Genomic DNA, 22,798 nt, shown 5'->3' with positions numbered 1-22,798 from the left:
TTCAAGCGACTTCCTGTACATTTGATTTAGGGAAACTGAGCAGCAAATCACGGTAGTATTCGTACTGCTTTTGGCGCAAGTTGATTTCGCGCGGAAGGCCTTCGCTGATTGAATTAGTCAGGATTTCGAACTTATCTAAGATTGCGATTATACGATCTTGTTCCGCAAGCGATTTATTAGGATTACTTGCAAAAGGAATTGGGACGGTAATTTTCTTAACCATCGGAACTGTAAGTTGCGGTATTCCCCCATCAGTGCCCCCGATAGCTGTCATATCTAAAACATAATTAAGATATCGTGTTCTTACTAAATTCTTATCGGCGACTAATACTATTAAGCGAATAATAGGGGTGAATTTCGCGTCTCTGACTGTATGGTATCCAACTTTTGCACCTCGCGCAGAAATTGTCACTGCATCGCTATCAATTTTGTACGATTCAGTATATCCATATAACCCCTTTTCATCTGTTGCGTTAGCGTAGATTGGATAGGGATATTCGTTAGTTGGTTTTACCTGACCTTTAACACTATTTTCAGGTACATCTCCGCCAGCAGAGATTAAAGCACAAACATTATCAAGTGCTTTCAACTCTATTTCATCCTCTTCAAAACTCAGTAACTGGTCGCGATAGTAGTTGTACTGTTTTTTACGCATGGTAAGCTCAGCAGTAAGCTCAGCGGTAAGTGCAGTAAATGTATCCAGGATCCGGACTATTTCAGCCTGGATGGCAAGGGACTTTTCAGGATTGTCCGGGCAGGGAATGGGGATAAGTAGTTTATTAACTACTATTGCATCAAGAGTTGGAATGCCTGCGACTCTCACCTTTGACTTCAGCTGACTTTGATAACCAATCAGTGCGAAATATAAAAACCTATTATTTAACAACTTATTGTGCTCTAAGCAAAAGCATCCATCAGAGGACCAGAAGTCAACGGTGCTATAGCCAACAGTACCTGCTGAAGCGCCAACATTGATAATCATAACGGTATTAGCCGGACGATTCGTCTTGTTGTAATATCCCAAAGGTTCTAAGCCACCATGAAATACCGGGAATTTTTCTTCTGCTGAAAGCAGATTTTTAGTTAACCTTTTTCCCCGTAAAACGCTCGTGACATCTCCAAGAGCTTTCCACTCTACCTCAGCCCCATCTAGCAGTTTTTCCAGATAACTTAACTCGCTCATGACTGTGCCTCACTGCCTTCAATTTTGGCTACAATCGAATCAATGTCTTTGCGTAACTGGTCGATTTTCCTAACGGTGGTTTTCAGCTCGGCATTCAGTTGCGTGATATCGACGATTTCACGGGTATCTTTGGCTTCTATATAGCTACTGACTGACAGGTTATAGTCATTGGCGGCCACTGCCTCAAAGGGCACAGACTTCGCCAGATGGTCAGTATCTGTCTTGCTGTCAAAGGCCTGCATAATCTGTTTGATATGCGCATCGGTGAGGATGTTGTTATTGGTTTCTTTCTTAAACAGTCCGCTGGCATCAATAAACTGCACGCTGGTATCGGTTTTGTGCTTTGACAGCACCAGTATGTTAACTGCAATGGTGGTGCCGAAGAACAGATTTGGTGCGAGTGAAATCACTGTCTCAACATAGTTGTTATCGACCAGATACTGGCGGATTTTTTGCTCTGCACCGCCACGGTAGAAAATACCCGGGAAGCAGACAATCGCCGCACGGCCTTTGGCCGATAGATAATTGAGGGCATGTAACACAAACGCAAAGTCGGCTTTCGATTTCGGGGCCAGTACACCTGCCGGGGCAAAACGTTCGTCGTTAATCAGCGTCGGGTCATCACTGCCAATCCACTTCACCGAATACGGTGGATTAGAGACTATCGCATCAAACGGTTTTTCATCACTGAAATGTGGATCTTTAAGCGTATCACCCAGCTTGATATTAAATTTATCGTAGTTGATGTTATGGAGAAACATGTTCATACGCGCTAGGTTAAACGTCGTATGGTTAATCTCCTGACCGTAAAAGCCATCTTCAATGATGTGGTTGTCAAAATGTTTCTTAGCTTGCAACAACAGTGAACCAGAGCCTGCCGCAGGATCGTAGATTTTATTGACGTGTGTCTGACCGTGCATTGCCAACTGGGCAATTAGTTTTGAAACGTGCTGTGGCGTGAAGAATTCTCCGCCTGACTTACCGGCATTCGCCGCATAGTTAGAAATCAGGAACTCATATGCATCCCCGAACAGGTCAATCTGATGGTCCTTAAAGTCACCGAGCTTTAACCCTTCAACACCTTTTAGCACCGCCGCAAGGCGGGTGTTTTTATCTTTGACGGTGTTACCCAATCGGTTGCTGGTGGTATCGAAATCGGCAAACAGACCTTTGATGTCTGCTTCAGACGGATAACCGTAAGCTGAGCTTTCAATGGCGACGAAGATGCTGTTTAAATCAGCGTTCAGCCTGTCGTTGGTATTCGCTTTCGCGGCAACATTGCAGAACAGCTGGCTAGGGTAAATGAAATAGCCTTTGGTTTTGATGGCATCATCTTTGATGTCATCGGTAATGATGTTGTCATCGAGCACAGCATAGTGGACGCTATCATCACCGGCCTCAATGTAGCTGGAAAAGTTTTCACTGATAAAGCGATAGAAGAGCGCACCAAGGACGTATTGTTTGAAATCCCAACCATCGACTGACCCCCGGACATCATTGGCAATTGCCCAGATTTGACGGTGTAGTTCTGCTCGTTGTTGAAGACTAGTCATTTTTATCCTGTTATTGATTTTTGGTTACGGCTATTGATGCGATTTTATCGCAATTTGTTCTTATCGACTGTATCTATAATCAAGTTAGATAATGCCTTTTCATGGTAAACGGCTTCGCAAACCCAGAAGAGTTCTACCAATTCCCCACACCAGTGCATTGTAACAATCTTCAGATATATATCATTCTTCTGAACATACCCGATTAACGGCAGAACCTCACGGTTCTGCCGTTTTAGTTTTATTTTTCATAGGAGTAGTGATGAACAGTTCTGAAGGTCTGCAGCCGCTGCAGAACTCACTTTCTGGCTTGCCTCAATGGATGTCTGAACGCATTCTGCACCAAGTAAGCCAGCTAACCAGCTATGAACCGGTGATCGGCATTATGGGCAAAACCGGAGCGGGAAAATCGTCATTATGCAATGCCCTGTTTGCCGGAGAGGTATCGCCGGTCAGCGACGTGGCAGCCTGTACCCGTGAACCACTGCGTTTTCGTTTTCAGGTTGGAGGGCGGTTTATGACACTGATGGATTTGCCTGGAGTCGGGGAAAATGGCGCACGTGATACCGAATATGCTGCTCTTTACCGTGAACAGCTTCCTCGCCTCGACTTGGTACTGTGGTTGATCAAGGCTGATGACCGGGCGCTGGCAGTGGATGAGCACTTTTATCACAAGGTGATTGGCGAGGCATACCAGCATAAGGTGCTGTTTGTTATCAGCCAGTCGGACAAGGCTGAGCCCACCAGCAGAGGAGAACGATTATCCACAGAACAGAAACAAAACATCAGCCGTAAAATCTGCCTGTTGCATGAGTTGTTCCAGCCTGTGCATCCGGTGTGTGCCGTGTCGGTCCGCCTGCAATGGGGGCTTAGGGTGATGGCTGAGCGGATGATTCGTTGTCTGCCGCGTGAGGCAAGCAGCCCCGTGGCGGTACAACTCAGTGCGCCGCTTCGTACCGATGCCGTTAATAAAAAAGCCCGCGATGACTTTGGTGAGACGGTAGGTGCATTACTGGATACGGTAAGTTCCATGCCGCTGATACCGCCTCCAGTTCGGACCATCATTCAGACTGTACGCGATACGGTAGTATCTGTCGCTCGTGCTGTCTGGAGTTTCTTCTTCTGAATTTTCTTCAACTCTTTGCTATTCCCTGAGCTCTGTCGCCTGTGCGACAGAGCTTTTCTTTATTTAATTTCCGTAAGGAGTCTGCTTATGACCCGTCTGGCTTCGCGCTTTGGCGCAGCTAATGTTATCCGTCGTGATCGCCCTTTAACCCGTGAAGAGCTGTTCCGCGCGGTGCCGAGTGTTTTCAGCGAAGATAAACACGCTTCACGCAGCGTACGCTATACCTACATTCCCACAATTTCCCTGCTCGACAGCCTACAGCGCGAAGGCTTTCAGCCATTCTTTGCCTGTCAGACCCGGGTTCGCGATCCTGAGCGTCGTGAGCACACAAAGCACATGTTGCGCCTGCGCCGTGAGGGCCAGATCACCGGTAAACAGGTGCCGGAAATCATTCTTCTGAATTCCCACGATGGCTCCAGTTCCTACCAGATGCTGCCAGGGTTGTTTCGCCAGGTCTGCCAGAATGGTTTGATTTGCGGCGAGACGTTTGGCGAGGTGCGCGTTCCGCATAAAGGAGACGTGGTGAGCCAGGTGATAGAAGGGGCGTATGAGGTGCTGGGGATTTTTGATCGGGTGGAGGAAAAGCGCGATGCCATGCAGTCGCTGGTGCTGCCACCTCCGGCCCGTCAGGCACTGGCAAAAGCCGCTATCACTTATCGCTTCGGCGAGGACCACCAGCCAGTAACTGAGGCGCAGGTTCTGACTCCCCGTCGTTACGAGGATTACAGTGATGACCTATGGACTACCTATCAGCGTATCCAGGAAAACCTGATTAAAGGCGGGCTAAGTGGTCGTAGTGCAAAAGGTGGACGGACCCACACCCGTGCGGTACGTGGTATCGATGGCGATGTGAAGCTTAATCGTGCCCTGTGGGTGATGGCAGAAACCCTGCTTGAGCAACTGTAACGGAGCGAATTGTACTCTCCATAACCCAGGTATTGTTATCGCTGCGTTAATAATGGACACAACCTGTCCGTTACCCCTTAATGGGATTGATTGTAAAACAGTCTAATACTTCTGTAGACCGCGTCCGTTCTCGCATAATGCAGATGCAAAAAATAGTTCCCGCAGTGTCCATTCCCTGTCCACCCCCCTCTGTAAAGTAATCACATTAATTTCAGTTAGTTAATCCTTCACGGAGAATGTTCCATGACACAGGCAGAACGTCGCCATGACCGGCTGGCGGTCAGACTGTCACTCATCATCGGTCGCCTGGTGGCGGGCGAAACTCTGAGCGTGACGAAGCTTGCCGCCGAGTTCGGGGTGTCGGTTCGCACTCTGCGGCGGGATTTTCGTGAGCGGCTCATGTACCTGGACCTGGAGTACCGTCAGGGGCTCTGTCGACTGCGTACCGGAGGTAACGGTGCGCAGGGTGAACTGGATGTACTGACCTTTGCTCACCGCACCGGGCTTGCTGATGTCTTTCCGGGGTTTGACCGCAGACTGGTCAGTGCGCTGCTGGCGTCGGATGATGCACCCTGTCTGGTGTGGCAACTGCCACACGGGGTGAGTCCTTCCGGCTCACTGGTGTTTTACCGACTGGTAACCGCTATTACCTCCCGCCAGCGGGTGACGCTGCTGGCCGAGGGGCAACGCTGTGAGAGCCTGGCCCCGTACCGTCTGATTTCGCAGTCGGGTTGCTGGTATCTGGCCGGTGAGTTTCGGGGGCATATCACGGTCCATCCGCTGACAGATATTCACGCCGTCACAGTGCTGAGCACCACTTTTACCCCCAGAAAAACCATCAGCCAGTTGACCAGTCAGCCTGCTTTCATCCACGCACTTCCTCACTTTAGTTTCATTCGCGAAGCCCTGTTACTGACCTCTCCTGACAGAAGCTCAGCGGGCAGTGCTGCTTAATCAACCTCCGGCCTGTGCCGGAATTTCAGAGATAAGGAGAATCATGAACTGGCATTACGAGAAAAATGGTATCCGTCACGACGGTATCACCGAAGAGGAAATGATGGAGCGTGTTAAACGCGGTGAACTTACGGCCTCCACACTGGTGTGGAAGCCGGGAATGCCAGACTGGCAACCCTTATCCACCACCCCGCTGACGGCCGCGCTGGCGCATTGCATCACACCACCGGCACTGCCGGGGCACCGCATTCCGGGTGGTGTCGTCTGGACACTGGCTTTTGCCCCGTTCATTGGCTACGCGCTTGAACTGTGGACGGCGGGACTGAGCGGTATGGGTTTTGAGGAGGCCTATGACGCCGTATCGGGTGGACAGTACTGGTTTATTACATTGCTGCTCAATATCTCTCTGGGCTACCTGGATGAAAGACGTCTGCGTAAGGCCGGGGTGGATACGGCAGCCTTCGGCAAGCTGGCGTGGCTGGTGCCGTTCTATCTCTGGCGACGGGCTAAATCACTGGGGCAGAAATCAGCTTATTTCTGGGTCTGGCTGGTGATGCTGTTCCTGACGCTGGTGGCCTGATGTATTCCCATCGGCCTTCAACCGATGGCTTCTCTTTAAAGGAAATTATCATGAAACCAATGTTCAGAACGCTGCTGATAGCAGTCAGTCTGCTGACTTGCGCCACGGTGCAGGGGGCGCCTTACAACCGGGTATTACCTGCTGCGGTAAACAATAAAAGCGGCAATATTTTCTGGTGTGATGCACACCGTCAGGTTACCGGGAAATGCGAAGCTATGTTTGCTGATCGCAGTGGTGGAATGGTGACCGTACGTTCCGCACCGCTTAAAGACTGCGAGGGTGGGTTATGGGGCTGGATAAGCATCCGGCGCGATGAAGCGTCAAAAGGTTTCACCATTACTCCAGATCAGAAATTTGGTGTCACCGTAAAAGACCTGTGCCGTCCCGGGACGATTGCCACCTTTATGCCCAATCACAAAAAGCCAGATTACGACGACTTGGTAGTGTTGTACCAAAGCAAAGAGCTGTTCCGTTATAAACGCTTTTAATCATGCCATGACTGGCACAGAAGAAATCTGCGCAGCCATGCGCCACTGATGATTCAGGGAGTAAACCATGTTCAAGATGTTTACTGCAGTATCCGCCGTTGTATTGTCTTTTACCGCCAGTGCAGCGCAGTTACCCGAACAACTGATGGATAAAGACAATCCGGGCGAGTCGTACTGGTGTCAGGGAAACGATATCAATAGCTCCGTCTGCTCGCTGACCGGTGTCAGTGACGACCATAAATTTGCTTTGATTCAGGACTGGCCGGGCACTGCCTGTGCTGATAATAATTTTGGTGTTATCGACCTGGTACATGAGACCGGTATTAATGTGCCCTACGATGGCGGTGACTGTCAGGGTGATGTGAGGGCCGGTTTCGTGCGTGGCCCGAAGGATAACGGCCTGTATGTGAAGATTGTCAGGGGAAGCAAAACGTTGTTGATGTATAAAGTTAAAACAGGATACTGATACCGTCATCGACACAAAATAAACCCAGCCCCTGTTGCTCACGCAACAGGGGCTTTTGCATTTAAGGCGTGCGTGATATCTGAGCCGGTTTCGTCGCTAACGACGACTGAATGAGCAAAAGAAAACATGCTAACTTTCGTTCAGGAAGAATATGAAATTCAATCAATACATTCACATTCTACTGGTAGCGGGTTCCGCACTGGTGGCATTACTAATCCTGAATGCCTCCGGCAGTCGGGGTTTTCTTTTTTTGTCGCTTAATATTCACCGATATCCTTGGCATTTCCGAACGACGAGCGCAGTGGTCAGTTTCTTTCTTCAGGTAAATGTATCCGCTTCTGGTTATAAAGTCTGCTAAGAGCGAGGAGCGGACATTGCAGACTGCCCAGTAGAAAAAGTGCTATCAGAATTATCTAAAGGAAGATCGTATTAACGATGTCTCATTCTAACTGTTTAATAAATTATAAAAATTGAAATTTTCATTTAATATCATCGCGTTAAGTAAGGGAATTAAACCTCTCATTTAATTTATGATTCTTATTTAATTCATGAGTTGGTGTAAAAATAGGTTGCCGCACTATAGAAAAACACATATTCAAACCCAGCAGGAAATCATATTTAAAAGTAAAGTGTTGGGGGGGGCGTAACAAGAACAGCAAGTAAACACATAGTAATAATAGTTACCATTCCCATTTCGCAAGTGGCCATATCAGAGGTGAACTAATGCCTGCTGCAATTTTAAGAATTAAGGTTATCCTAATAATTCTTTTGTATGATTAAGAACATCGATAAATTTACTAAGGGCTCATTAATGAAATTGCGACTCTGGAATCTATTACCCCATGATTACGCTCCTTTTTTTCGTATTCTTCACATCATTGTGGCATTTCTAATATTATCACAAATTATTAACTCTAATCTGACAGAGACCGAAGCAATTGGTGAACATAGTCTTGAAGGAGTTATAACCTGGATGCACATTATTTCAGGGTTAGGACTGATTATTTGTGGTTTTATTATGTTAAGTTGGATGCTTACTCAAAGAGGTTTTACTTATTACTTTTCCTGGGTAGGGCTTGACTTTAGTGGTATTAAACAAGATATAAAAACGTTGACTAGTTTCCGACTGCCCGATGCACATTCGGGAGGTATTGCCAGTACAATCCAAGGATTTGGAGTTCTAGCATTGCTAATTGTAGCACTTTCAGGTGGCCTATGGTTCTTGTTGAATACCATGCAGTCAAATCTGGCTGAAACAGTAATCCACTGGCATAAGTTCTTTACTACTTTCATTGAGGTCTATTTTTATGCACATGGTGCAATGGGAGTTTTGCATATTTTAATTGAAAAATATAAAAACCGCTCAGTTAACCTAAGTGACTAATCTGTTGTGCGATAATATTACTTCAAGTTGTAGAAAACCCTAAAACTAAAATTTAGTTTATTAGAAGATGAAACTACACTTGCAGAGACTTTTTAAAGAAATTTAATAAAAATGAAAAAATATTCATGGCGAAATGATTGTTTAATTATCTATCATGGATAGAAATGTGAGTTAGTCGTCCTATTTTAGGAAGTTAATAATGACTAAAACAAAAGGATTACCTCGTCCGCTTACGCACTACGCTTGGCTTTCCATTGCCACGGCTATTGCCACTATCGGACTCAAAGGTGTGGCGTGGAAAATGACCGGTTCGGTCGGTCTGCTATCTGATGCCATAGAATCCGTAGTTAACCTCGCTGGAGCCCTAATGGCGCTCTGGATGCTGACCTTGGCTGCGCTTCCGGCCGATGAGAACCATGCATATGGGCACGGCAAAGCCGAATATTTCTCGAGTGCTTTCGAAGGATTTCTGATCCTATTGGCGGCAGCCAGTATCGCCTATACCGCAGTTGAGCGGATGTTAACTCCACAGCCGCTTGAGGAGATTGGTCTCGGATTACTGGTTTCAACAGTCGCATCAATCCTTAATTTTGTGACGGCTCGCATTTTGTTAAGGGCTGGCAGGCAGCACAACTCTATCACTCTTGAGGCAGATGCTCATCACCTGCTGACCGATGTCTGGACGTCGGTCGGTGTCATTTTTGGTGTCGGACTGGTTTATATGACCGGCTGGTTTTGGGTCGATCCGATCGTTGCATTGCTGGTCGCAGCCAACATCGTTTGGACTGGTTATCAGCTTATGAGTCGTTCAGCTGCAGGTCTGATGGACGTATCGCTACCCACGGAAGAACTCAAAAAAATCGAGTCGCTGCTGGCGGGATATCGTGAACAGGGGCTTGATTTCCATGCACTACGCACACGCCAGGCTGGCGGGCGGGCGTTTATGACAATGCACATCCTAGTTCCTGGGCTATGGACTGTTCAATATGGGCACGACTGGGCCGAGCGTATAGAGAATGATATCCGCGCCGCACTGCCTTTTATCCATATCACCACTCATGTGGAACCGTTGGAAGATCCCGCGTCAATGAACGACCAAACGCTCGACATTTCTGATCACTAAACTAACCACATGTCGCTGGTCGGGCAGGGTAACAAACCTCGCTCTACAAAAATTTCAGGTATTCTGGTACTTGATGTGACCTGCGCCCAATTGTTTGGCACGCAATATTTTTAAAAAGTCCGCTTCTGGCACTCAGCAGACGATCATATCCAAGAAGCCTCTAACGAACACATCTCATAATAGAACTCTGGAAAAATCCATTTTTCTAAATTATTTCAGATAGATATTATCCCCATGCCTCCTCCCGCATCCTCATTGGATTGCGGGATTTTTTATTTTTAACACTGTGATTGGGTATAAGTCACTGGGTCATTACTGGCTTCGTTTCCTCATGCATTTCGCAATCATATTGCCATCTTCCTACTCGAATACGGCCATCACGCTTGTCGTGCCGAATCCAGTGCCATCCTTACCACCTTTAATTAAGGAGATTTGCTATGGATAAACAAACCACTCTTTTTACACCTGAACTGCCGTTACCGGCACTGCGTACCATTAAGCTAGCCTTGGTTCTGCTTGAACAACACCTGCGCGAACCGGGTGTGGCATTCACCTCCACACAGGCCACTCGCGACTGGCTCAGGCTGAAAATGGGAACCCTTGAGCGTGAAGAATTTGTCGTGCTGTACCTCAATAACCAGAACCAGCTGCTTGCCCACGAAACACTGTTCACCGGCACCCTCAATCACACTGAAGTTCATCCCCGGGAAGTGGTGAAACGCGCCCTGTACTTTAACGCTGCGGCGGTGATATTTGCCCATAACCACCCTTCCGGGGAGGTTGCACCAAGTCAGGCAGACAAGGCTATTACCCAGCGACTGGTGCAGGCGCTGATGCTGGTGGAAGTTCGAATGCCCGACCACCTGATTGTCGGTGGCAGACAGATTTTCTCTTTCGCCGAGCATGGTCTTCTTTAACAGGAATAAAATGATGAATAAAGATGCTACTCAAACCTGGGGTCTTAAACGAGATATCACACCGTGTTTTGGAGCTCTGCTGGTGCAGGAAGGTCATCGTCTGCATTTTCTGGCAGACCGGGCAGAATTCAACGGTTCGTTCAGCGAGATGCAGACCCGAGATCTGGATGAAGCTTTTCCGCATTTTGTCGTACATATGGAATTGATGCTGCTCTCCGGTGAGTTGAATCCCCGGTGCGCGCACTGCGTCACGCTGTACCGTAACGGGCTGACCTGTGAAGCCGATACGCTGGGCAGTTATGGGTATGTATATATCGCAATTTATCCATCAAATCAGGTTAAAGACTGATCCTCTGCATCAACTTAGCTTTGTAAGCCATCAAATCTTTCGTTCCTTTCTTTAAGAGACTCAACTCATGCAAACCTCAACTGTACCGGCCACGTTGCCGGTTTCGTCACGCCTGTCACCTGTGCAGGTCTGGCAGCAACTTTTAACGTATCTACTGGAGCAGCATTACGGCCTGACACTCAACGACACGCCATTCCATGAGGACGCGGCCATTCAGGAACATATTGAAGCGGGAATAACACTGGCTGATGCGGTGAATTTCCTAGTGGAACGTTATGAACTGATACGCACTGACCGCAAAGGGTTTACATGGCAGGAGCAGGCACCGTTCCTGACCGCTACCGATATTCTCAGAGCAAAGCGAGCTACCGGATTAATGAATACGTAAATTCTTCGAGCATCATTCCTGATTTTTACCTCTGCACTTTCCTCTCTTTTTATTCATCGCATAATGCGCCTGCCACTTCCGGCAGGCGTGTTTGCTTTTATGGACGATTAAAGATGCAAACAGAACCCAACGTGTTAACAGGTCACAACGAACTTATCCTTTCGACCAATATCGAACGTGTGGTCACTGGCCGCGATGCCGCACTGAAACAGATAGAACAACTCATTGAGCAGCTTGATGCCATTTCACGGTTAACCTCAGAAATTGGCGGTGGTACAGCGCAAGACTGGGCGATGAAAGCCGGGCATCGTTACGATAGCTGGATGACCGAAAAGGTAGAAAAAGCGCTGCCTGCCGTCACCCGCAATATTGACCGTAGTATCTGGCGAGACTTGATGTTGAAGTCTGGCATGATGGCCTTGATGGATGCTCAGGCGCGCGACCAGTGGCATAAGAACCTGGAGGAGGGTGATCTGCCTGCCATCAGCGAGGCGAATATACTCAGTACTTTTGAGCAGTTACATCTGAACAAAATGGATGTCTTTGAACGTGGGATCATCAATGTGTTCAAAGGTCTGTCATGGGATTATAAGACCAATAGTCCTTGTAGTTTTGGTAAGAAGATCATCATCAATAATCTGGTGACGCATAACCGCTGGGGATTTAGTTTGAACTGGGGCTGGCGTAGGGATCAACTGGCGGATCTGGAGCGAATGCTATTTCTGCTGGATGGTAAACCGATACCCGACAACCGTGGCGATGTTACTACTCGATTGATGGAGCATATTCGGGACAACCCTTCGAAGGATATTTACGAAGATGATTTCTTCAGTATCCGTTACTTCCAGAAGGGAACAGCGCACATCACTTTTAAGCGGTGTGATCTGACAGAAAAGATGAATGATATCGTGGCAAAGCACTATCCGGGGATGCTGGCAGCGAGATGAAGAGGGCAGGGAGGCAATTCCTTACCTGACCCATTACCTGACCCGATTCGTATAAAAAGAAAAAGGAGTCAGACGATTTCTCATCTAACTCCTTGTTTTATTTGGTGGCCCCTACTGGACTTGAACCAGTGACCAAGCGATTATGAGTCGCGTGCTCTAACCAACTGAGCTAAGGGGCCAGACTTGGGCGCTGATTATACGGTAGTTTTTATCCCGCGGTCTAGAGCTGAAGAATCAGATGGGTGTTTTATGCGCAAAATTAAGGTTTTTTACGGACATAGCAGGCAATAGTGCATGGATACGGGTTTTAGAAGAGCCGTATTCGGCTAAAAAGAAAAACCCCGGCATGCCGGGGTTTTTTGTGTGCTTATCACTGCAACTGACGATTAATCGTCCAGGAAGCTGCGCAGCACTTCAGAGCGGCTTGGGTGGCGCAGTTTACGCAATGCCTTCGCTTCGATCTGACGGATACGTTCACGGGTTACGTCGAACTGTTTGCCCACTTCTTCCAGCGTGTGGTCAGTGTTCATATCGATACCGAAACGCATACGCAGAACTTTCGCTTCACGCGCAGTCAGGCCAGCCAACACGTCGTGAGTGGCAGAGCGCAGGCTCTCAGAGGTAGCAGAGTCCAGCGGTAGTTCCAGAGTGGTATCTTCAATGAAATCGCCCAGATGTGAATCTTCATCATCACCGATTGGGGTTTCCATTGAGATTGGCTCTTTCGCAATCTTCAACACTTTACGAATCTTGTCTTCCGGCATCAGCATGCGTTCAGCCAGTTCTTCCGGTGTTGGTTCACGGCCCATCTCTTGCAGCATCTGGCGTGAAATACGGTTGAGTTTGTTAATGGTCTCAATCATATGCACCGGAATACGGATGGTACGTGCCTGGTCCGCGATAGAGCGGGTGATAGCCTGACGAATCCACCAAGTGGCATAGGTTGAGAACTTATAACCACGACGGTATTCGAATTTATCTACTGCTTTCATCAAGCCGATGTTGCCTTCCTGAATTAAATCAAGGAACTGCAAGCCACGGTTGGTGTATTTTTTCGCAATAGAGATAACCAGACGCAGGTTAGCCTCAACCATTTCTTTCTTGGCACGGCGTGCTTTAGCTTCACCGATAGACATACGACGGTTAATGTCTTTCACTTGCTCGATGGTCAGGCCGGTTTCTTCTTCGATCTGACGCAATTTCTGCAAGCTGCGTTGTACATCATCCGAAACATCTTTCAGTTTTTCAGACCACGGTTTACCCATGGCAATTGCTGCCGCAAACCAAGTGTCGCTGGTTTCATTGCTAGCAAACAAGGTGACGAAGTTTTTCTTCGGCATTTTGCACTGTTCAACACACAGCTTCATGATGATACGTTCTTGAGTACGAACGCGGTCCATCATAGTACGCATGTTGTTGACCAGGTAGTCGAATTGCTTCGGTACCAGGCGGAACTGTTTGAACACTTCAGAAAGCTTCAGAATTTCAGCAGCAGCATTGGCATGGCTACGGCCATTTTTCTTGATTTCCATGCGTGCGTTTTCATATTGCTCACGCAGTTCGCTGAATTTCTGGCGTGCCAGCTCTGGGTCGATGCTGTTGTCGTCTTCTTCTTCGTCTTCGTCTTCATCTTCGTCGTCGTCATCATCCATTTCTTCGGTGGATAATTCGGAACCAACGTGAGTCGCCGTCGGTGCAATATCTTCTTCGGCGTTTGGATCAACAAATCCGGTGATCAGGTCAGATAAACGAGCTTCACCCGCTTCAACGCGATCATATTGTTCCAAGAGGTAAGTAATCGCTTCAGGGTATTCAGCAACTGAGCACTGGACCTGATTGATACCGTCTTCGATACGTTTGGCAATATCAATCTCGCCTTCACGCGTCAATAGCTCAACGGTACCCATTTCGCGCATATACATACGCACCGGGTCGGTTGTACGCCCGATTTCGGATTCAACACTGGACAACACTTGTGCGGCAGCTTCAGCCGCGTCATCGTCGGTATCAGTGGTGTTCTCGGCCAGCATTAAATCATCGGCATCAGGAGCTTCTTCCAGCACCTGTATGCCCATGTCATTAATCATCTGGATGATGTCTTCGATCTGATCGGAATCGACGATATCTTCCGGCAGATGGTCATTGACCTCAGCATAGGTCAGATAGCCTTGCTCCTTACCACGGGTGACAAGTAGCTTCAGCTGTGACTGCGGGTTTTGCTCCATAAGACGGTATCCACACTTCAGAGTATTTGGGTTGGTGTCGGTCGGCGAAACCGCCAACAATAGCATTTGGGGCTTTTTTTTGTCGCCGCTGCCCGCTATGACGGCATCTTGTGGGGATCTGCCCCCACATTTATCGGCAATTAAGCCGTTGGGTGTTTCATTTTTTTCTGGCTAACGCCAGATTCAAAGACCAAAGCTCTTTACGTTCTTCGGCGTTTAATCCATGTGTACGATCACGCGCTATTAGTGTTTCCTGACGTTGCTCCAATATGGAGTCATACAGGCTGGTTAGCGTGTCGACAAAAGTCTGTTCGACCATGTCCTCAACAATCATGTGGTTCCATGTTGCGAGAGTTTCAAGCTGTTGGCTGAATTTATTATCACGATACAGTTCTAATAACTGCCCGGTTGTCAGCCCCGGTTGAGCTAAACATGTCTCAACCAACTCAATAAATAGCGGTAAACCGGCTAACTTGGCTTGCTCGACGCCCTGCAATGAAGGGATGAGTGTTGCCAGTTGTGGATTTTGTACCAGTAGCCCTATAAGTATACGCATGGTTGTGCGTTTTAGCTGGGGCGGCTGGTAGCTATTTATATTATCAGCCTGTTTCGGCATCAGCTTGTCTAGCTGGCTGTCATCGAGCAGGCCCAACTTATTGCCTAACTGCTGGCGCAGATAAAGCCGCAAGGTTTCTCCGGGCACCTGGCTGATTAAAGGGAGTGCCAGTGTGCTTAATTTGGCGCGCCCGTCTGGGCTGCTCAAATCCACCTGTGGCATTAATGTTTCGAACAAGAAGGTTGAGAGTGGCTGCGCCTCCTCCATCCGCTGTTCGAATGCATCTTTCCCTTCTTTACGCACCAGAGTGTCTGGGTCCTCGCCATCAGGCAAAAACATAAAGCGTAGCTGACGCCCATCATTTAGATAGGGAAGTGCGGTTTCTAATGCGCGCCAAGCCGCATCTCTACCTGCACGATCGCCGTCATAACAACAAATTACGTTATCCGTTGCGCGGAATAATAATTGAATATGTTCCGCAGTGGTCGCTGTACCCAGCGAAGCAACGGCATAATCAATACCAAATTGCGCCAGTGCGACCACATCCATATAACCTTCCACCACGAGCAGTCGTGTTGGATTGGGGTGGTTCACTTGCGCTTCATACAAGCCGTATAACTGGCGGCCCTTATGAAAAATTTCAGTCTCTGGGGAGTTAAGATACTTTGGTACTCCGTCGCCCAGAATTCGCCCACCAAAAGCGATAACCCGCCCGCGTTTATCACGGATGGGGAACATGACGCGCTCACGAAAACGATCGTAAGTCCGCCCTGTATCATTAGTCACCAGCATCCCTGCATCGTTCAGTGCTGTCCGGCTTTCACCATCGCGCCCAAAACGTTTTAAGGCATTGTCCCAACCTGGGGGGGCAAAACCGATAGCAAAATGTTGGATGATTTCTTCACTCAAACCGCGATGCTTAAGGTATTCACGTGCCTGATTGGCGGTCTGGCCCTTGAGTGATTGTTGATAGAACGCGCTCAGGCTTTCCATCAGTTGATAAAGACTTTGTCGTTGATGACGTTCTAACTGAGTGGTGCCGGTTCCTACCTCGTAAGGCACTTCCAGCCCGTGCATAGTTGCTAATTCCTCGATACTTTCGACAAACTCTAGCCTGTCGTAATTCATCAAGAAATCAACAGCATTACCGTGCGCACCACAGCCAAAACAGTGATAAAACTGTTTATCGCCATTAACGGTGAATGAGGGTGTTTTCTCATGATGGAACGGACAGCACGCATGATAATTTTTGCCTTGCTTCTTCAGCTTTACCCGAGCATCGATAAGATCGACGATGTCGGTGCGAGCCAGCAAGTCATTGATAAATATGCGTGGAATTCGTCCAGCCATAAGCCCCTATTCGGTCAGTCCATAAACGAGAACAAGCCGCGCATTCCTTTCGGAAAGCACGGCCTTCGTATGCAACTACTCGATCTGCGCGTTCTTAGAACATAAAAAACTACGCGGTGGGGTTACCCCCGAAGAATTAATACAGACGAGTGCGGCGTGCGTTTTCGCGAGCCAATTTCTTCGCGTGACGTTTTACAGCAGAAGCTTTAGCGCGTTTACGTTCGGTAGTCGGTTTTTCATAGAACTCACGACGACGAACTTCAGCTAAAACACCTGCTTTTTCACAAGAGCGTTTGAAACGACGAAGAGCTACGTCGAATGGCTCGTTTTCACGTACTTTAATTACCGGCATGTGCCTCTCACCTCAATAGAAATCGGTTTGCTGCTGGCCAATCGCCAGCCTTCTCAAAATGGTGCGGAATTTTACTTCAATGGATGCTGCTTTGTAAAGCACCACAGCAAATTGAAACAGGCACGCCCCTGTGATGTCGCCCTCGTTCTTTACAAGAAAGTGGTGCCAAGAGTGCGACGGCCGCTGATTATATACTAAACAGGGCTGTTGATCGAATTTATCAACATTCTTTTCAAATGTGAAAACTATCAACAACATTCATGGTGTTGGATAGCCAAAAAGCAGTTTTCCCGTGCAGTTTAGTATCAGAAATCATGACGAGCGGCACGGTTATGCTAAACTATCGGCCGCACGTGAATGATGGGAAATGTAATGCGAGTTTTGGGTATAGAAACGTCCTGCGATGAAACCGGAATTGCAGTGTATGACGATGAAACCGGTCTGTTAGCTAACCAATTGTACAGTCAGGTTAAATTGCATGCTGATTATGGCGGCGTCGTCCCTGAGCTGGCTTCCCGTGATCATGTGCGCAAAACGGTGCCATTGATTCAAGCTGCATTGAAAGAAGCTAATTTGAGCGCCAAAGACATTGATGGCGTGGCGTATACCGCAGGCCCAGGGTTAGTCGGTGCATTATTGGTTGGCGCCACAGTAGGCCGCGCATTAGCCTTTGCTTGGGGAGTTCCTGCTGTGCCCGTTCATCATATGGAAGGGCATTTATTGGCACCGATGCTGGAAGAAAATGTTCCGGAATTCCCGTTTGTCGCGTTACTTGTCTCCGGCGGCCACACGCAATTAATCAGTGTGACGGGTATTGGCGAATATTTATTGCTGGGCGAATCTGTTGATGATGCGGCAGGTGAAGCTTTTGATAAAACAGCGAAATTGTTAGGATTGGATTATCCCGGAGGGCCAATGTTGTCGCGTATGGCACAACAAGGTACTGCTGGACGATTTACTTTCCCGCGGCCAATGACCGACCGACCGGGGCTGGATTTCAGTTTTTCTGGCCTAAAAACTTTTGCAGCGAATACTATTCGCGCCAATGGTGGTGATGACCAAACTCGTGCCGATATTGCACGAGCTTTTGAAGATGCCGTGGTCGACACACTGGCTATCAAATCAAAACGCGCATTGGATCAGACCGGCTTTAAGCGCTTGGTCATTGCTGGCGGTGTGAGTGCTAACCGCACCTTGCGCGCCAAATTGGCCGAAATGATGCAAAAACGTGGCGGTGAAGTGTTCTATGCCCGGCCAGAATTTTGCACCGATAATGGCGCGATGATTGCCTATGCTGGATTGATTCGGTTGAAAAGCGGTGTGAATAGCGAATTGAGTGTGTCGGTCAGGCCGCGCTGGCCGTTGGCCGAGTTACCGAAAGTCTGATTACAATGCCTGAGCTGGGCGGCGGCACCAGCTCGCGATGCTCGCATACTGTCTGATAGCTCTGCTCTCTCAATTCTTTGCGCCTTGCCTCGCTCCCGCTCTGCCATTCTGGACTCGGTGGGATGGCGAGGTTATTGGGTAAAACTAATCTTCTTCTTTCTCTTCTAACTCTGCGGCTTCTTCCGCGGGTGTTTTCTGCTGTTTCTTTCTGAGCTTATCCCAGATTTTACTTTCTTTGCCACGCCATAAACGTTGAATATTATCGTGGTGGCGCATCAGAATCAGGCAGGAAAGCATGGCAACCGGGAAAGTAAATTGCGGTTTGAACCACCAGACGTAGAAAGGAGCAATTAACGCGCTAATAATTGCGCCTAAAGATGAATAACCGCTCAGCAAAACTGTCAGCAGCCAAGTGCCTGTCATCAAGCCAGTCAGATCCCAGCCTATAGGCGCAATCGCACCAAATGCAGTAGCAACGCCTTTGCCACCTTTAAAGTGGAAAAATACTGGATAAATGTGGCCAAGACAGGCCGCAATAGCGGTAAGGCCAAGATACAGCGGCGAAACATGCAGCAGATAAGCTATCCAAACCGGTAACATACCTTTCAGCACATCGAAAATCAGTACCGTTGCAGCAGCAGCGCGGCCGCCGATGCGCAGTACGTTGGTTGCCCCGGGATTACCGGAGCCATGCTCACGCGGATCTGGTAGCTTGGCAACCCGACAGACCAGGATCGCACTGGAAATAGAACCACACAAATACGCGAAGATAATCATGCCAAGCGCGATAGCACTCATAACACCGCCCTGTTGAATAATGATCGTTTTAATCGCAACATCAGTGGATAATACGCATATTCGGCTGGAAGTGGTATCCGGCAGGCGCAAAAACAGAGAATGACGTGATGGACATCGTATTTATTGAGGAACTCACTGTCATAACCACCATCGGTGTTTATGACTGGGAACAGACTATTCAACAAAAGCTCGTGTTCGATATCGAAATGGGCTGGGATAATCGCAAAGCCGCTGCCAGTGATGATGTTAATGATTGCCTGAGTTATGCAGATATCAGTGATGCCGTCATCAAGCATGTTGAATCGCAGCGTTTTGCGCTGGTTGAGCGAGTGGCTGAAGAGATTGCCGAGCTATTGCTACAGCGGTTTAATTCGCCTTGGGTGCGGATTAAGGTTAGCAAGCCGGGGGCGGTTGCCCAGGCGCGTAATGTCGGTGTAGTGATTGAGCGCGGTCAACGGCCTATCTAATTTTTGCTTCGCCACGACATAAAAATGCAACCCTATATTGATAATGTGGTCCGAATTATTGATTAACGTGATATTTTTTACATACTGAAATTGAACGGCACTGTTTTTCACATTGCCGTTTTTTGTGGTCTCTATTACAGGGCATTGGGTATCGTAGATGACGGATATGTATTCGCTGTTTGTGGCTTTTGTGTTGGGTGTGGTTGAAGGGCTGACTGAGTTTCTGCCAGTGTCATCTACTGGGCATATGATTATTGTTGGTGAGCTGTTGGGCTTTACCGGCGACAAAGCAAAAACTTTTGAAGTCATTATTCAGTTAGGGTCAATTCTGGCCGTGGTGGTGGTGTTCTGGCGGCGTCTATTCAGCCTGATTGGTATTCATTTTGGTAGAGTCCCTCACGAGGGGAAAACCAGCGGTCATCTGACATTGGGCCATATTTTACTGGCGATGATCCCGGCGGTTGGTTTGGGCTTGGTTTTTCACGACGTCATCAAATCGTTATTTAACCCGCAAAGTGTTATGTATGCCCTGGTTGCCGGCGGCTTACTCTTGCTTGCCGCCGAGTGGTTTAAACCTAAAAATCCTAAGGCTATCGGGCTGGATGATATTACTTATCGCCAAGCTTTTGCTATTGGCTGTTTCCAGTGCCTGGCATTATGGCCGGGCTTCTCCCGTTCTGGTGCCACCATTTCAGGTGGGATGCTGGTCGGAGTGAACCGCTACGCGGCCTCTGAATTCTCCTTTATTTTGGCCGTGCCGATGATGCTCGGGGCCAGTGTGCTGGATGTGTATAAAAGCTTACATTTCCTGAGCTGGGGCGATTTGCCGATGTTTGCCGTCGGGTTTATCACTGCATTTATCGTCGCCCTGATTGCCATCAAAACCTTCCTGTCATTGATTAAACGTATCTCTTTCGTGCCTTTTGCGATTTATCGCTTTATTGTCGCAGCCGCGGTGTACTGGGTCTTTATGTAACAGCACTGTCGTATCAGACTACAAAAAAGCCCTGAATAATCAGGGCTTTTTTGTGTTATCACTGGGCGATAATTTAGGGTGAAACCACTGCTTGAGTGTGCTTCCATTCGGCCAAAGCTTGCTGGCGTCGGCGTTTCAACTCATCACGAATGGCCAATCCTTGCAGCCCACTGGCGACCACTTCTTGCACTGAGACTTCCTGAGCAATTCGGAATGCAGCGCGTAGATAATCACCCTGCGGATACGGATTTTCTTCGAATCCAGTTCGGCCCCGAGCATCGGCCTCACTGGTCAGTATTATCTGCTCAAGGCGCTCTGGTTTGCGCCACACATCAATCGCATCGAACAGCTTAAGCAGGGTTTCAGGGCGGAGTTTATTTACCGTATGAATGAGATCATGATATTCCGCCACCAGTTTTGCTAAGTCCCGCACGGGATTAGGCACCCGTAAGCGTTGACATAACTGTTCTACCAATTTGACGCCTGCCGGGCCATGCCCATGATGATGTGGCCAAAACTCTTTCGGTGTCAGTCCCTTACCTAAGTCATGGCAAAGTGCAGCAAAGCGCACGTCAACATCAGGGCTGAGTTGAGCGGCAATCGCCAGTGTCATTAGAGTATGGATGCCGGTATCGATTTCCGGATGCCATTTTTCTGGGGCAGGGACCCCAAATAAGCGCTCAATTTCGGGAAACAGGACGGCCAATGCTCCACAATCGCGTAATACCTGAAAATAGACTTGTGGGCTTTGTGTTTTCAGTGCTTTTTCCGTTTCTTTCCAGACTCGCTCTGGTGTTAAAGCCGAAAGCTCACCACTCTTGGCCATAGCCGCCATCAATGATTGGGTTTCTGGGGCGACGGTAAAGCCCAGATGAGCAAAACGAGCAGCGAAGCGGGCAACACGCAAAACACGCAATGGATCTTCGCCGAAAGCATCAGAGACATGGCGTAATACGCGGTTTTCTAAATCTTGTCGGCCATTATAGGGATCGAATAATTCCCCCTCACTACTGCGGGCAATAGCATTGATGGTCAAATCGCGGCGCAGTAAATCTTCTTCCAGAGTGACATCTGGGGCGGCGTAGCAAGTAAAACCGGTATAGCCCTGCCCGGACTTACGTTCAGTGCGAGCCAGCGCGTATTCTTCATGGCTAACGGGGTGGAGAAATACCGGGAAATCTTTACCGACCTGCTGGTAGCCCTGCGCGAGTAGCTGTTCCGGCGTTGCGCCCACCACAACCCAATCCTGCTCGGTGACCGGTAGGTTTAATAAGCTGTCGCGTACGGCACCGCCGACCAAGTAAATGTCCATGTTAACCCTTTGTTCTTGACGTTGTAGCATAAACACAAAAGATGATTCTATAGCTGGCTACCAGAATGGCCACCAGTTAGTTCAGTATAGTTGGGGTGAGAAGATATTCAGCGGGCTACTCTGGCGAGCAGCCCGTATTTCGCAACGTTATGAGTGTTAAATTGAAAAACTCAGTTCATCCAGCGGTTATTCTTTTTACGGCTTGGAATCAAATGTGGCAGTATCAGGCCCAATAGCAAGCCCATCCCCGCCACACCGCCGCCGTACATAAACCACTGCAGAATAATGGTGCGTTGCTTGTCATCCAATTGCAGGTTCACGGCACTGACTTTCTTCTGCGCAACGACCAACTGGTTTTTCAGTGACTCATTTTCTTTTTGTAATTCGGAAATGACACTGTCGCTGGCCGCTACCTTTTGTTGCATTTCTGCGGTGCGCTGGTTCCAGCTATTATCAATATTCGCCAGTTTGTCGGTCAGTGTTTTGACCTGTTGCTCAAGGTCAGGAACACGAACACGTAAGCTGGGAGTTTCGCTCAATTGATCCAGCGGGATCCAAGTGGTTTTACCCTTGCTGTCGCGGATTTGGCCGTAATTTGTGCTGTCATTAACGCTAATCAGGGTAACTTCATCCCCACCTTTTAGCGTGCCAACAATACGGTATTGGTTACCGGGGCCGCTATGAACGTAGGTATCCAGCTCATCAGAGATGTAGCGTTTTTCTTCAGCATAAGCGCTCAGGGAAAGACTGAGACTTAGTACCGTGAGGCAAATTAGGCGTAATTTCTGCATTAGATCATCATTTATGAGTGAATTTATGGGACGATAGTAGTGTGTTCAGTTTGCCGACGCAACGCATAAACCGGAATGAGAACTATCTTACTCTCATAGCCCGCGCGGCTTTAGCCCTTTTACTGTTCATTTTAACGGCGGTGAAAATTTGTCTTATGAAGCCTTAGTGTAGAGTTGTTAAAACAGGTTAAAATAAGCTTTGAATCGGGGCAGCCGCGCTGTTT

General features: G+C 48.2%; 23 protein-coding genes and 1 tRNA gene. 15 read left to right on the top strand and 9 right to left on the bottom strand.

Annotated elements, in window-relative coordinates; translation table 11 throughout:
- Position 1: 1 nt before the first annotated feature.
- Both F0T03_RS18575 and F0T03_RS18570 read right to left on the bottom strand, forming a co-directional pair.
- Entirely contained in the window at positions 2 to 1,183 is a 1,182-nt protein-coding gene (locus F0T03_RS18575) for a restriction endonuclease subunit S (RefSeq protein ID WP_159680015.1), read from the bottom strand.
- Positions 1,180 to 2,736, bottom strand: a complete 1,557-nt coding sequence (locus F0T03_RS18570; protein ID WP_159680013.1) for a type I restriction-modification system subunit M — start codon at positions 2,734 to 2,736, stop codon at positions 1,180 to 1,182. The genes F0T03_RS18575 and F0T03_RS18570 overlap by 4 nt, the downstream gene beginning before the upstream one ends.
- Before the next feature lie 259 nt (positions 2,737 to 2,995).
- On the opposite strand from F0T03_RS18570, the gene F0T03_RS18565 reads away from it, so the two are divergent.
- From F0T03_RS18565 to F0T03_RS18510, 12 genes are all read left to right on the top strand, one after another.
- Positions 2,996 to 3,859, top strand: coding sequence for a GTPase family protein (locus F0T03_RS18565; protein WP_159680011.1), 864 nt, complete (start codon positions 2,996 to 2,998; stop codon positions 3,857 to 3,859).
- 87 nt (positions 3,860 to 3,946) lie between these two features.
- The gene (locus F0T03_RS18560) at positions 3,947 to 4,765 is read left to right on the top strand and encodes a DUF932 domain-containing protein (RefSeq protein WP_159680009.1); all 819 of its coding nucleotides are present in this window, start codon (positions 3,947 to 3,949) and stop codon (positions 4,763 to 4,765) included.
- A 243-nt stretch (positions 4,766 to 5,008) separates the two neighbouring features.
- Positions 5,009 to 5,719, top strand: a complete 711-nt coding sequence (locus F0T03_RS18555) for a DeoR family transcriptional regulator (RefSeq protein ID WP_159680007.1) — start codon at positions 5,009 to 5,011, stop codon at positions 5,717 to 5,719.
- A gap of 43 nt (positions 5,720 to 5,762) precedes the next feature.
- A complete protein-coding gene (locus F0T03_RS18550) occupies positions 5,763 to 6,299 on the top strand; it encodes a DUF4339 domain-containing protein (RefSeq protein ID WP_159680005.1) in 537 nt (178 codons plus the stop codon).
- A 50-nt stretch (positions 6,300 to 6,349) separates the two neighbouring features.
- Positions 6,350 to 6,787 carry a hypothetical protein gene (locus tag F0T03_RS18545; RefSeq protein WP_159680003.1) on the top strand — a complete coding sequence of 146 codons (438 nt, stop codon included), beginning with the start codon at positions 6,350 to 6,352 and terminating at the stop codon, positions 6,785 to 6,787.
- 76 nt (positions 6,788 to 6,863) lie between these two features.
- Positions 6,864 to 7,253, top strand: coding sequence for a hypothetical protein (locus tag F0T03_RS18540; protein ID WP_408553750.1), 390 nt, complete (start codon positions 6,864 to 6,866; stop codon positions 7,251 to 7,253).
- Between the two features lie 811 nt (positions 7,254 to 8,064).
- The gene (locus F0T03_RS18535) at positions 8,065 to 8,637 is read left to right on the top strand and encodes a cytochrome b/b6 domain-containing protein (RefSeq protein ID WP_159680001.1); all 573 of its coding nucleotides are present in this window, start codon (positions 8,065 to 8,067) and stop codon (positions 8,635 to 8,637) included.
- A gap of 199 nt (positions 8,638 to 8,836) precedes the next feature.
- Entirely contained in the window at positions 8,837 to 9,760 is a 924-nt protein-coding gene (locus F0T03_RS18530; RefSeq protein WP_159679998.1) for a cation diffusion facilitator family transporter, read from the top strand.
- A gap of 437 nt (positions 9,761 to 10,197) precedes the next feature.
- Entirely contained in the window at positions 10,198 to 10,677 is a 480-nt protein-coding gene (gene radC, locus F0T03_RS18525; protein ID WP_159679996.1) for a RadC family protein, read from the top strand.
- A gap of 13 nt (positions 10,678 to 10,690) precedes the next feature.
- Positions 10,691 to 11,026: a type IV toxin-antitoxin system YeeU family antitoxin gene (locus tag F0T03_RS18520; RefSeq protein WP_159681006.1), complete on the top strand. Its 336-nt coding sequence runs from the start codon at positions 10,691 to 10,693 to the stop codon at positions 11,024 to 11,026.
- A 67-nt stretch (positions 11,027 to 11,093) separates the two neighbouring features.
- Positions 11,094 to 11,414 carry a TA system toxin CbtA family protein gene (locus F0T03_RS18515; protein ID WP_159679994.1) on the top strand — a complete coding sequence of 107 codons (321 nt, stop codon included), beginning with the start codon at positions 11,094 to 11,096 and terminating at the stop codon, positions 11,412 to 11,414.
- A 113-nt stretch (positions 11,415 to 11,527) separates the two neighbouring features.
- Positions 11,528 to 12,361 (top strand): DUF4942 domain-containing protein, encoded by an 834-nt coding sequence (locus tag F0T03_RS18510; RefSeq protein WP_159679992.1) that lies wholly within the window; start codon positions 11,528 to 11,530, stop codon positions 12,359 to 12,361.
- A 102-nt stretch (positions 12,362 to 12,463) separates the two neighbouring features.
- On the opposite strand, the gene F0T03_RS18505 is transcribed toward F0T03_RS18510, so the two are convergent.
- The 4 genes from F0T03_RS18505 to rpsU all read right to left on the bottom strand — a co-directional run bounded on the left by F0T03_RS18505 (position 12,464) and on the right by rpsU (position 16,844).
- Positions 12,464 to 12,540, bottom strand: a tRNA-Ile gene (locus F0T03_RS18505).
- A 207-nt stretch (positions 12,541 to 12,747) separates the two neighbouring features.
- Positions 12,748 to 14,586: an RNA polymerase sigma factor RpoD gene (gene rpoD, locus F0T03_RS18500; RefSeq protein WP_145554005.1), complete on the bottom strand. Its 1,839-nt coding sequence runs from the start codon at positions 14,584 to 14,586 to the stop codon at positions 12,748 to 12,750.
- A gap of 157 nt (positions 14,587 to 14,743) precedes the next feature.
- On the bottom strand, positions 14,744 to 16,492 hold the full coding sequence (dnaG, locus tag F0T03_RS18495; RefSeq protein ID WP_145554007.1) for a DNA primase: 1,749 nt from the start codon (positions 16,490 to 16,492) through the stop codon (positions 14,744 to 14,746).
- Between the two features lie 136 nt (positions 16,493 to 16,628).
- A complete protein-coding gene (gene rpsU, locus F0T03_RS18490; RefSeq protein WP_001144069.1) occupies positions 16,629 to 16,844 on the bottom strand; it encodes a 30S ribosomal protein S21 in 216 nt (71 codons plus the stop codon).
- Between the two features lie 372 nt (positions 16,845 to 17,216).
- Between rpsU and tsaD the strand changes: the two genes are divergently transcribed.
- Positions 17,217 to 18,230: a tRNA (adenosine(37)-N6)-threonylcarbamoyltransferase complex transferase subunit TsaD gene (tsaD, locus tag F0T03_RS18485; RefSeq protein ID WP_145554009.1), complete on the top strand. Its 1,014-nt coding sequence runs from the start codon at positions 17,217 to 17,219 to the stop codon at positions 18,228 to 18,230.
- Positions 18,231 to 18,374: 144 nt separating this feature from the next.
- On the opposite strand, the gene plsY is transcribed toward tsaD, so the two are convergent.
- Entirely contained in the window at positions 18,375 to 19,028 is a 654-nt protein-coding gene (plsY, locus tag F0T03_RS18480; protein ID WP_159679989.1) for a glycerol-3-phosphate 1-O-acyltransferase PlsY, read from the bottom strand.
- Between the two features lie 107 nt (positions 19,029 to 19,135).
- Here plsY and folB point away from each other — a divergent pair, with 107 nt between their 5' ends.
- Together folB and bacA are read left to right on the top strand one after the other, a co-directional pair.
- Positions 19,136 to 19,495 carry a bifunctional dihydroneopterin aldolase/7,8-dihydroneopterin epimerase gene (folB, locus tag F0T03_RS18475; RefSeq protein WP_145554014.1) on the top strand — a complete coding sequence of 120 codons (360 nt, stop codon included), beginning with the start codon at positions 19,136 to 19,138 and terminating at the stop codon, positions 19,493 to 19,495.
- A 157-nt stretch (positions 19,496 to 19,652) separates the two neighbouring features.
- Positions 19,653 to 20,471 (top strand): undecaprenyl-diphosphate phosphatase, encoded by an 819-nt coding sequence (bacA, locus tag F0T03_RS18470; protein ID WP_159679987.1) that lies wholly within the window; start codon positions 19,653 to 19,655, stop codon positions 20,469 to 20,471.
- A gap of 73 nt (positions 20,472 to 20,544) precedes the next feature.
- Here the strand turns inward: bacA and F0T03_RS18465 are convergent, their stop codons facing one another.
- Both F0T03_RS18465 and F0T03_RS18460 read right to left on the bottom strand, forming a co-directional pair.
- Positions 20,545 to 21,783: a multifunctional CCA addition/repair protein gene (locus tag F0T03_RS18465; protein ID WP_159679985.1), complete on the bottom strand. Its 1,239-nt coding sequence runs from the start codon at positions 21,781 to 21,783 to the stop codon at positions 20,545 to 20,547.
- 170 nt (positions 21,784 to 21,953) lie between these two features.
- On the bottom strand, positions 21,954 to 22,574 hold the full coding sequence (locus F0T03_RS18460) for a TIGR04211 family SH3 domain-containing protein (RefSeq protein ID WP_145554021.1): 621 nt from the start codon (positions 22,572 to 22,574) through the stop codon (positions 21,954 to 21,956).
- Positions 22,575 to 22,798: the final 224 nt, after the last annotated feature.

This window comes from Yersinia canariae (assembly GCF_009831415.1).
GTDB classification, from domain to species: domain Bacteria; phylum Pseudomonadota; class Gammaproteobacteria; order Enterobacterales; family Enterobacteriaceae; genus Yersinia; species Yersinia canariae.
This window is presented reverse-complemented; position numbering and strand designations above follow the sequence as displayed.

Bases quoted from the DNA above. Each gene is read 5' to 3' on its own strand.
- F0T03_RS18555 (WP_159680007.1), top strand. From the start codon at position 5,009: ATGACACAGGCAGAACGTCGCCATGACCGGCTGGCGGTCAGACTGTCA.
- dnaG (WP_145554007.1), bottom strand. From the start codon at position 16,492: ATGGCTGGACGAATTCCACGCATATTTATCAATGACTTGCTGGCTCGC.
- bacA (WP_159679987.1), top strand. From the start codon at position 19,653: ATGACGGATATGTATTCGCTGTTTGTGGCTTTTGTGTTGGGTGTGGTT.
- F0T03_RS18535 (WP_159680001.1), top strand. From the start codon at position 8,065: ATGAAATTGCGACTCTGGAATCTATTACCCCATGATTACGCTCCTTTT.
- F0T03_RS18530 (WP_159679998.1), top strand. From the start codon at position 8,837: ATGACTAAAACAAAAGGATTACCTCGTCCGCTTACGCACTACGCTTGG.
- F0T03_RS18540 (WP_408553750.1), top strand. From the start codon at position 6,864: ATGTTTACTGCAGTATCCGCCGTTGTATTGTCTTTTACCGCCAGTGCA.
- F0T03_RS18465 (WP_159679985.1), bottom strand. From the start codon at position 21,783: ATGGACATTTACTTGGTCGGCGGTGCCGTACGCGACAGCTTATTAAAC.
- plsY (WP_159679989.1), bottom strand. From the start codon at position 19,028: ATGAGTGCTATCGCGCTTGGCATGATTATCTTCGCGTATTTGTGTGGT.
- F0T03_RS18550 (WP_159680005.1), top strand. From the start codon at position 5,763: ATGAACTGGCATTACGAGAAAAATGGTATCCGTCACGACGGTATCACC.
- F0T03_RS18460 (WP_145554021.1), bottom strand. From the start codon at position 22,574: ATGCAGAAATTACGCCTAATTTGCCTCACGGTACTAAGTCTCAGTCTT.
- F0T03_RS18510 (WP_159679992.1), top strand. From the start codon at position 11,528: ATGCAAACAGAACCCAACGTGTTAACAGGTCACAACGAACTTATCCTT.
- folB (WP_145554014.1), top strand. From the start codon at position 19,136: ATGGACATCGTATTTATTGAGGAACTCACTGTCATAACCACCATCGGT.
- F0T03_RS18520 (WP_159681006.1), top strand. From the start codon at position 10,691: ATGAATAAAGATGCTACTCAAACCTGGGGTCTTAAACGAGATATCACA.
- radC (WP_159679996.1), top strand. From the start codon at position 10,198: ATGGATAAACAAACCACTCTTTTTACACCTGAACTGCCGTTACCGGCA.
- tsaD (WP_145554009.1), top strand. From the start codon at position 17,217: ATGCGAGTTTTGGGTATAGAAACGTCCTGCGATGAAACCGGAATTGCA.
- F0T03_RS18560 (WP_159680009.1), top strand. From the start codon at position 3,947: ATGACCCGTCTGGCTTCGCGCTTTGGCGCAGCTAATGTTATCCGTCGT.
- F0T03_RS18515 (WP_159679994.1), top strand. From the start codon at position 11,094: ATGCAAACCTCAACTGTACCGGCCACGTTGCCGGTTTCGTCACGCCTG.
- rpsU (WP_001144069.1), bottom strand. From the start codon at position 16,844: ATGCCGGTAATTAAAGTACGTGAAAACGAGCCATTCGACGTAGCTCTT.
- rpoD (WP_145554005.1), bottom strand. From the start codon at position 14,586: ATGGAGCAAAACCCGCAGTCACAGCTGAAGCTACTTGTCACCCGTGGT.
- F0T03_RS18545 (WP_159680003.1), top strand. From the start codon at position 6,350: ATGAAACCAATGTTCAGAACGCTGCTGATAGCAGTCAGTCTGCTGACT.
- F0T03_RS18570 (WP_159680013.1), bottom strand. From the start codon at position 2,736: ATGACTAGTCTTCAACAACGAGCAGAACTACACCGTCAAATCTGGGCA.
- F0T03_RS18575 (WP_159680015.1), bottom strand. From the start codon at position 1,183: ATGAGCGAGTTAAGTTATCTGGAAAAACTGCTAGATGGGGCTGAGGTA.
- F0T03_RS18565 (WP_159680011.1), top strand. From the start codon at position 2,996: ATGAACAGTTCTGAAGGTCTGCAGCCGCTGCAGAACTCACTTTCTGGC.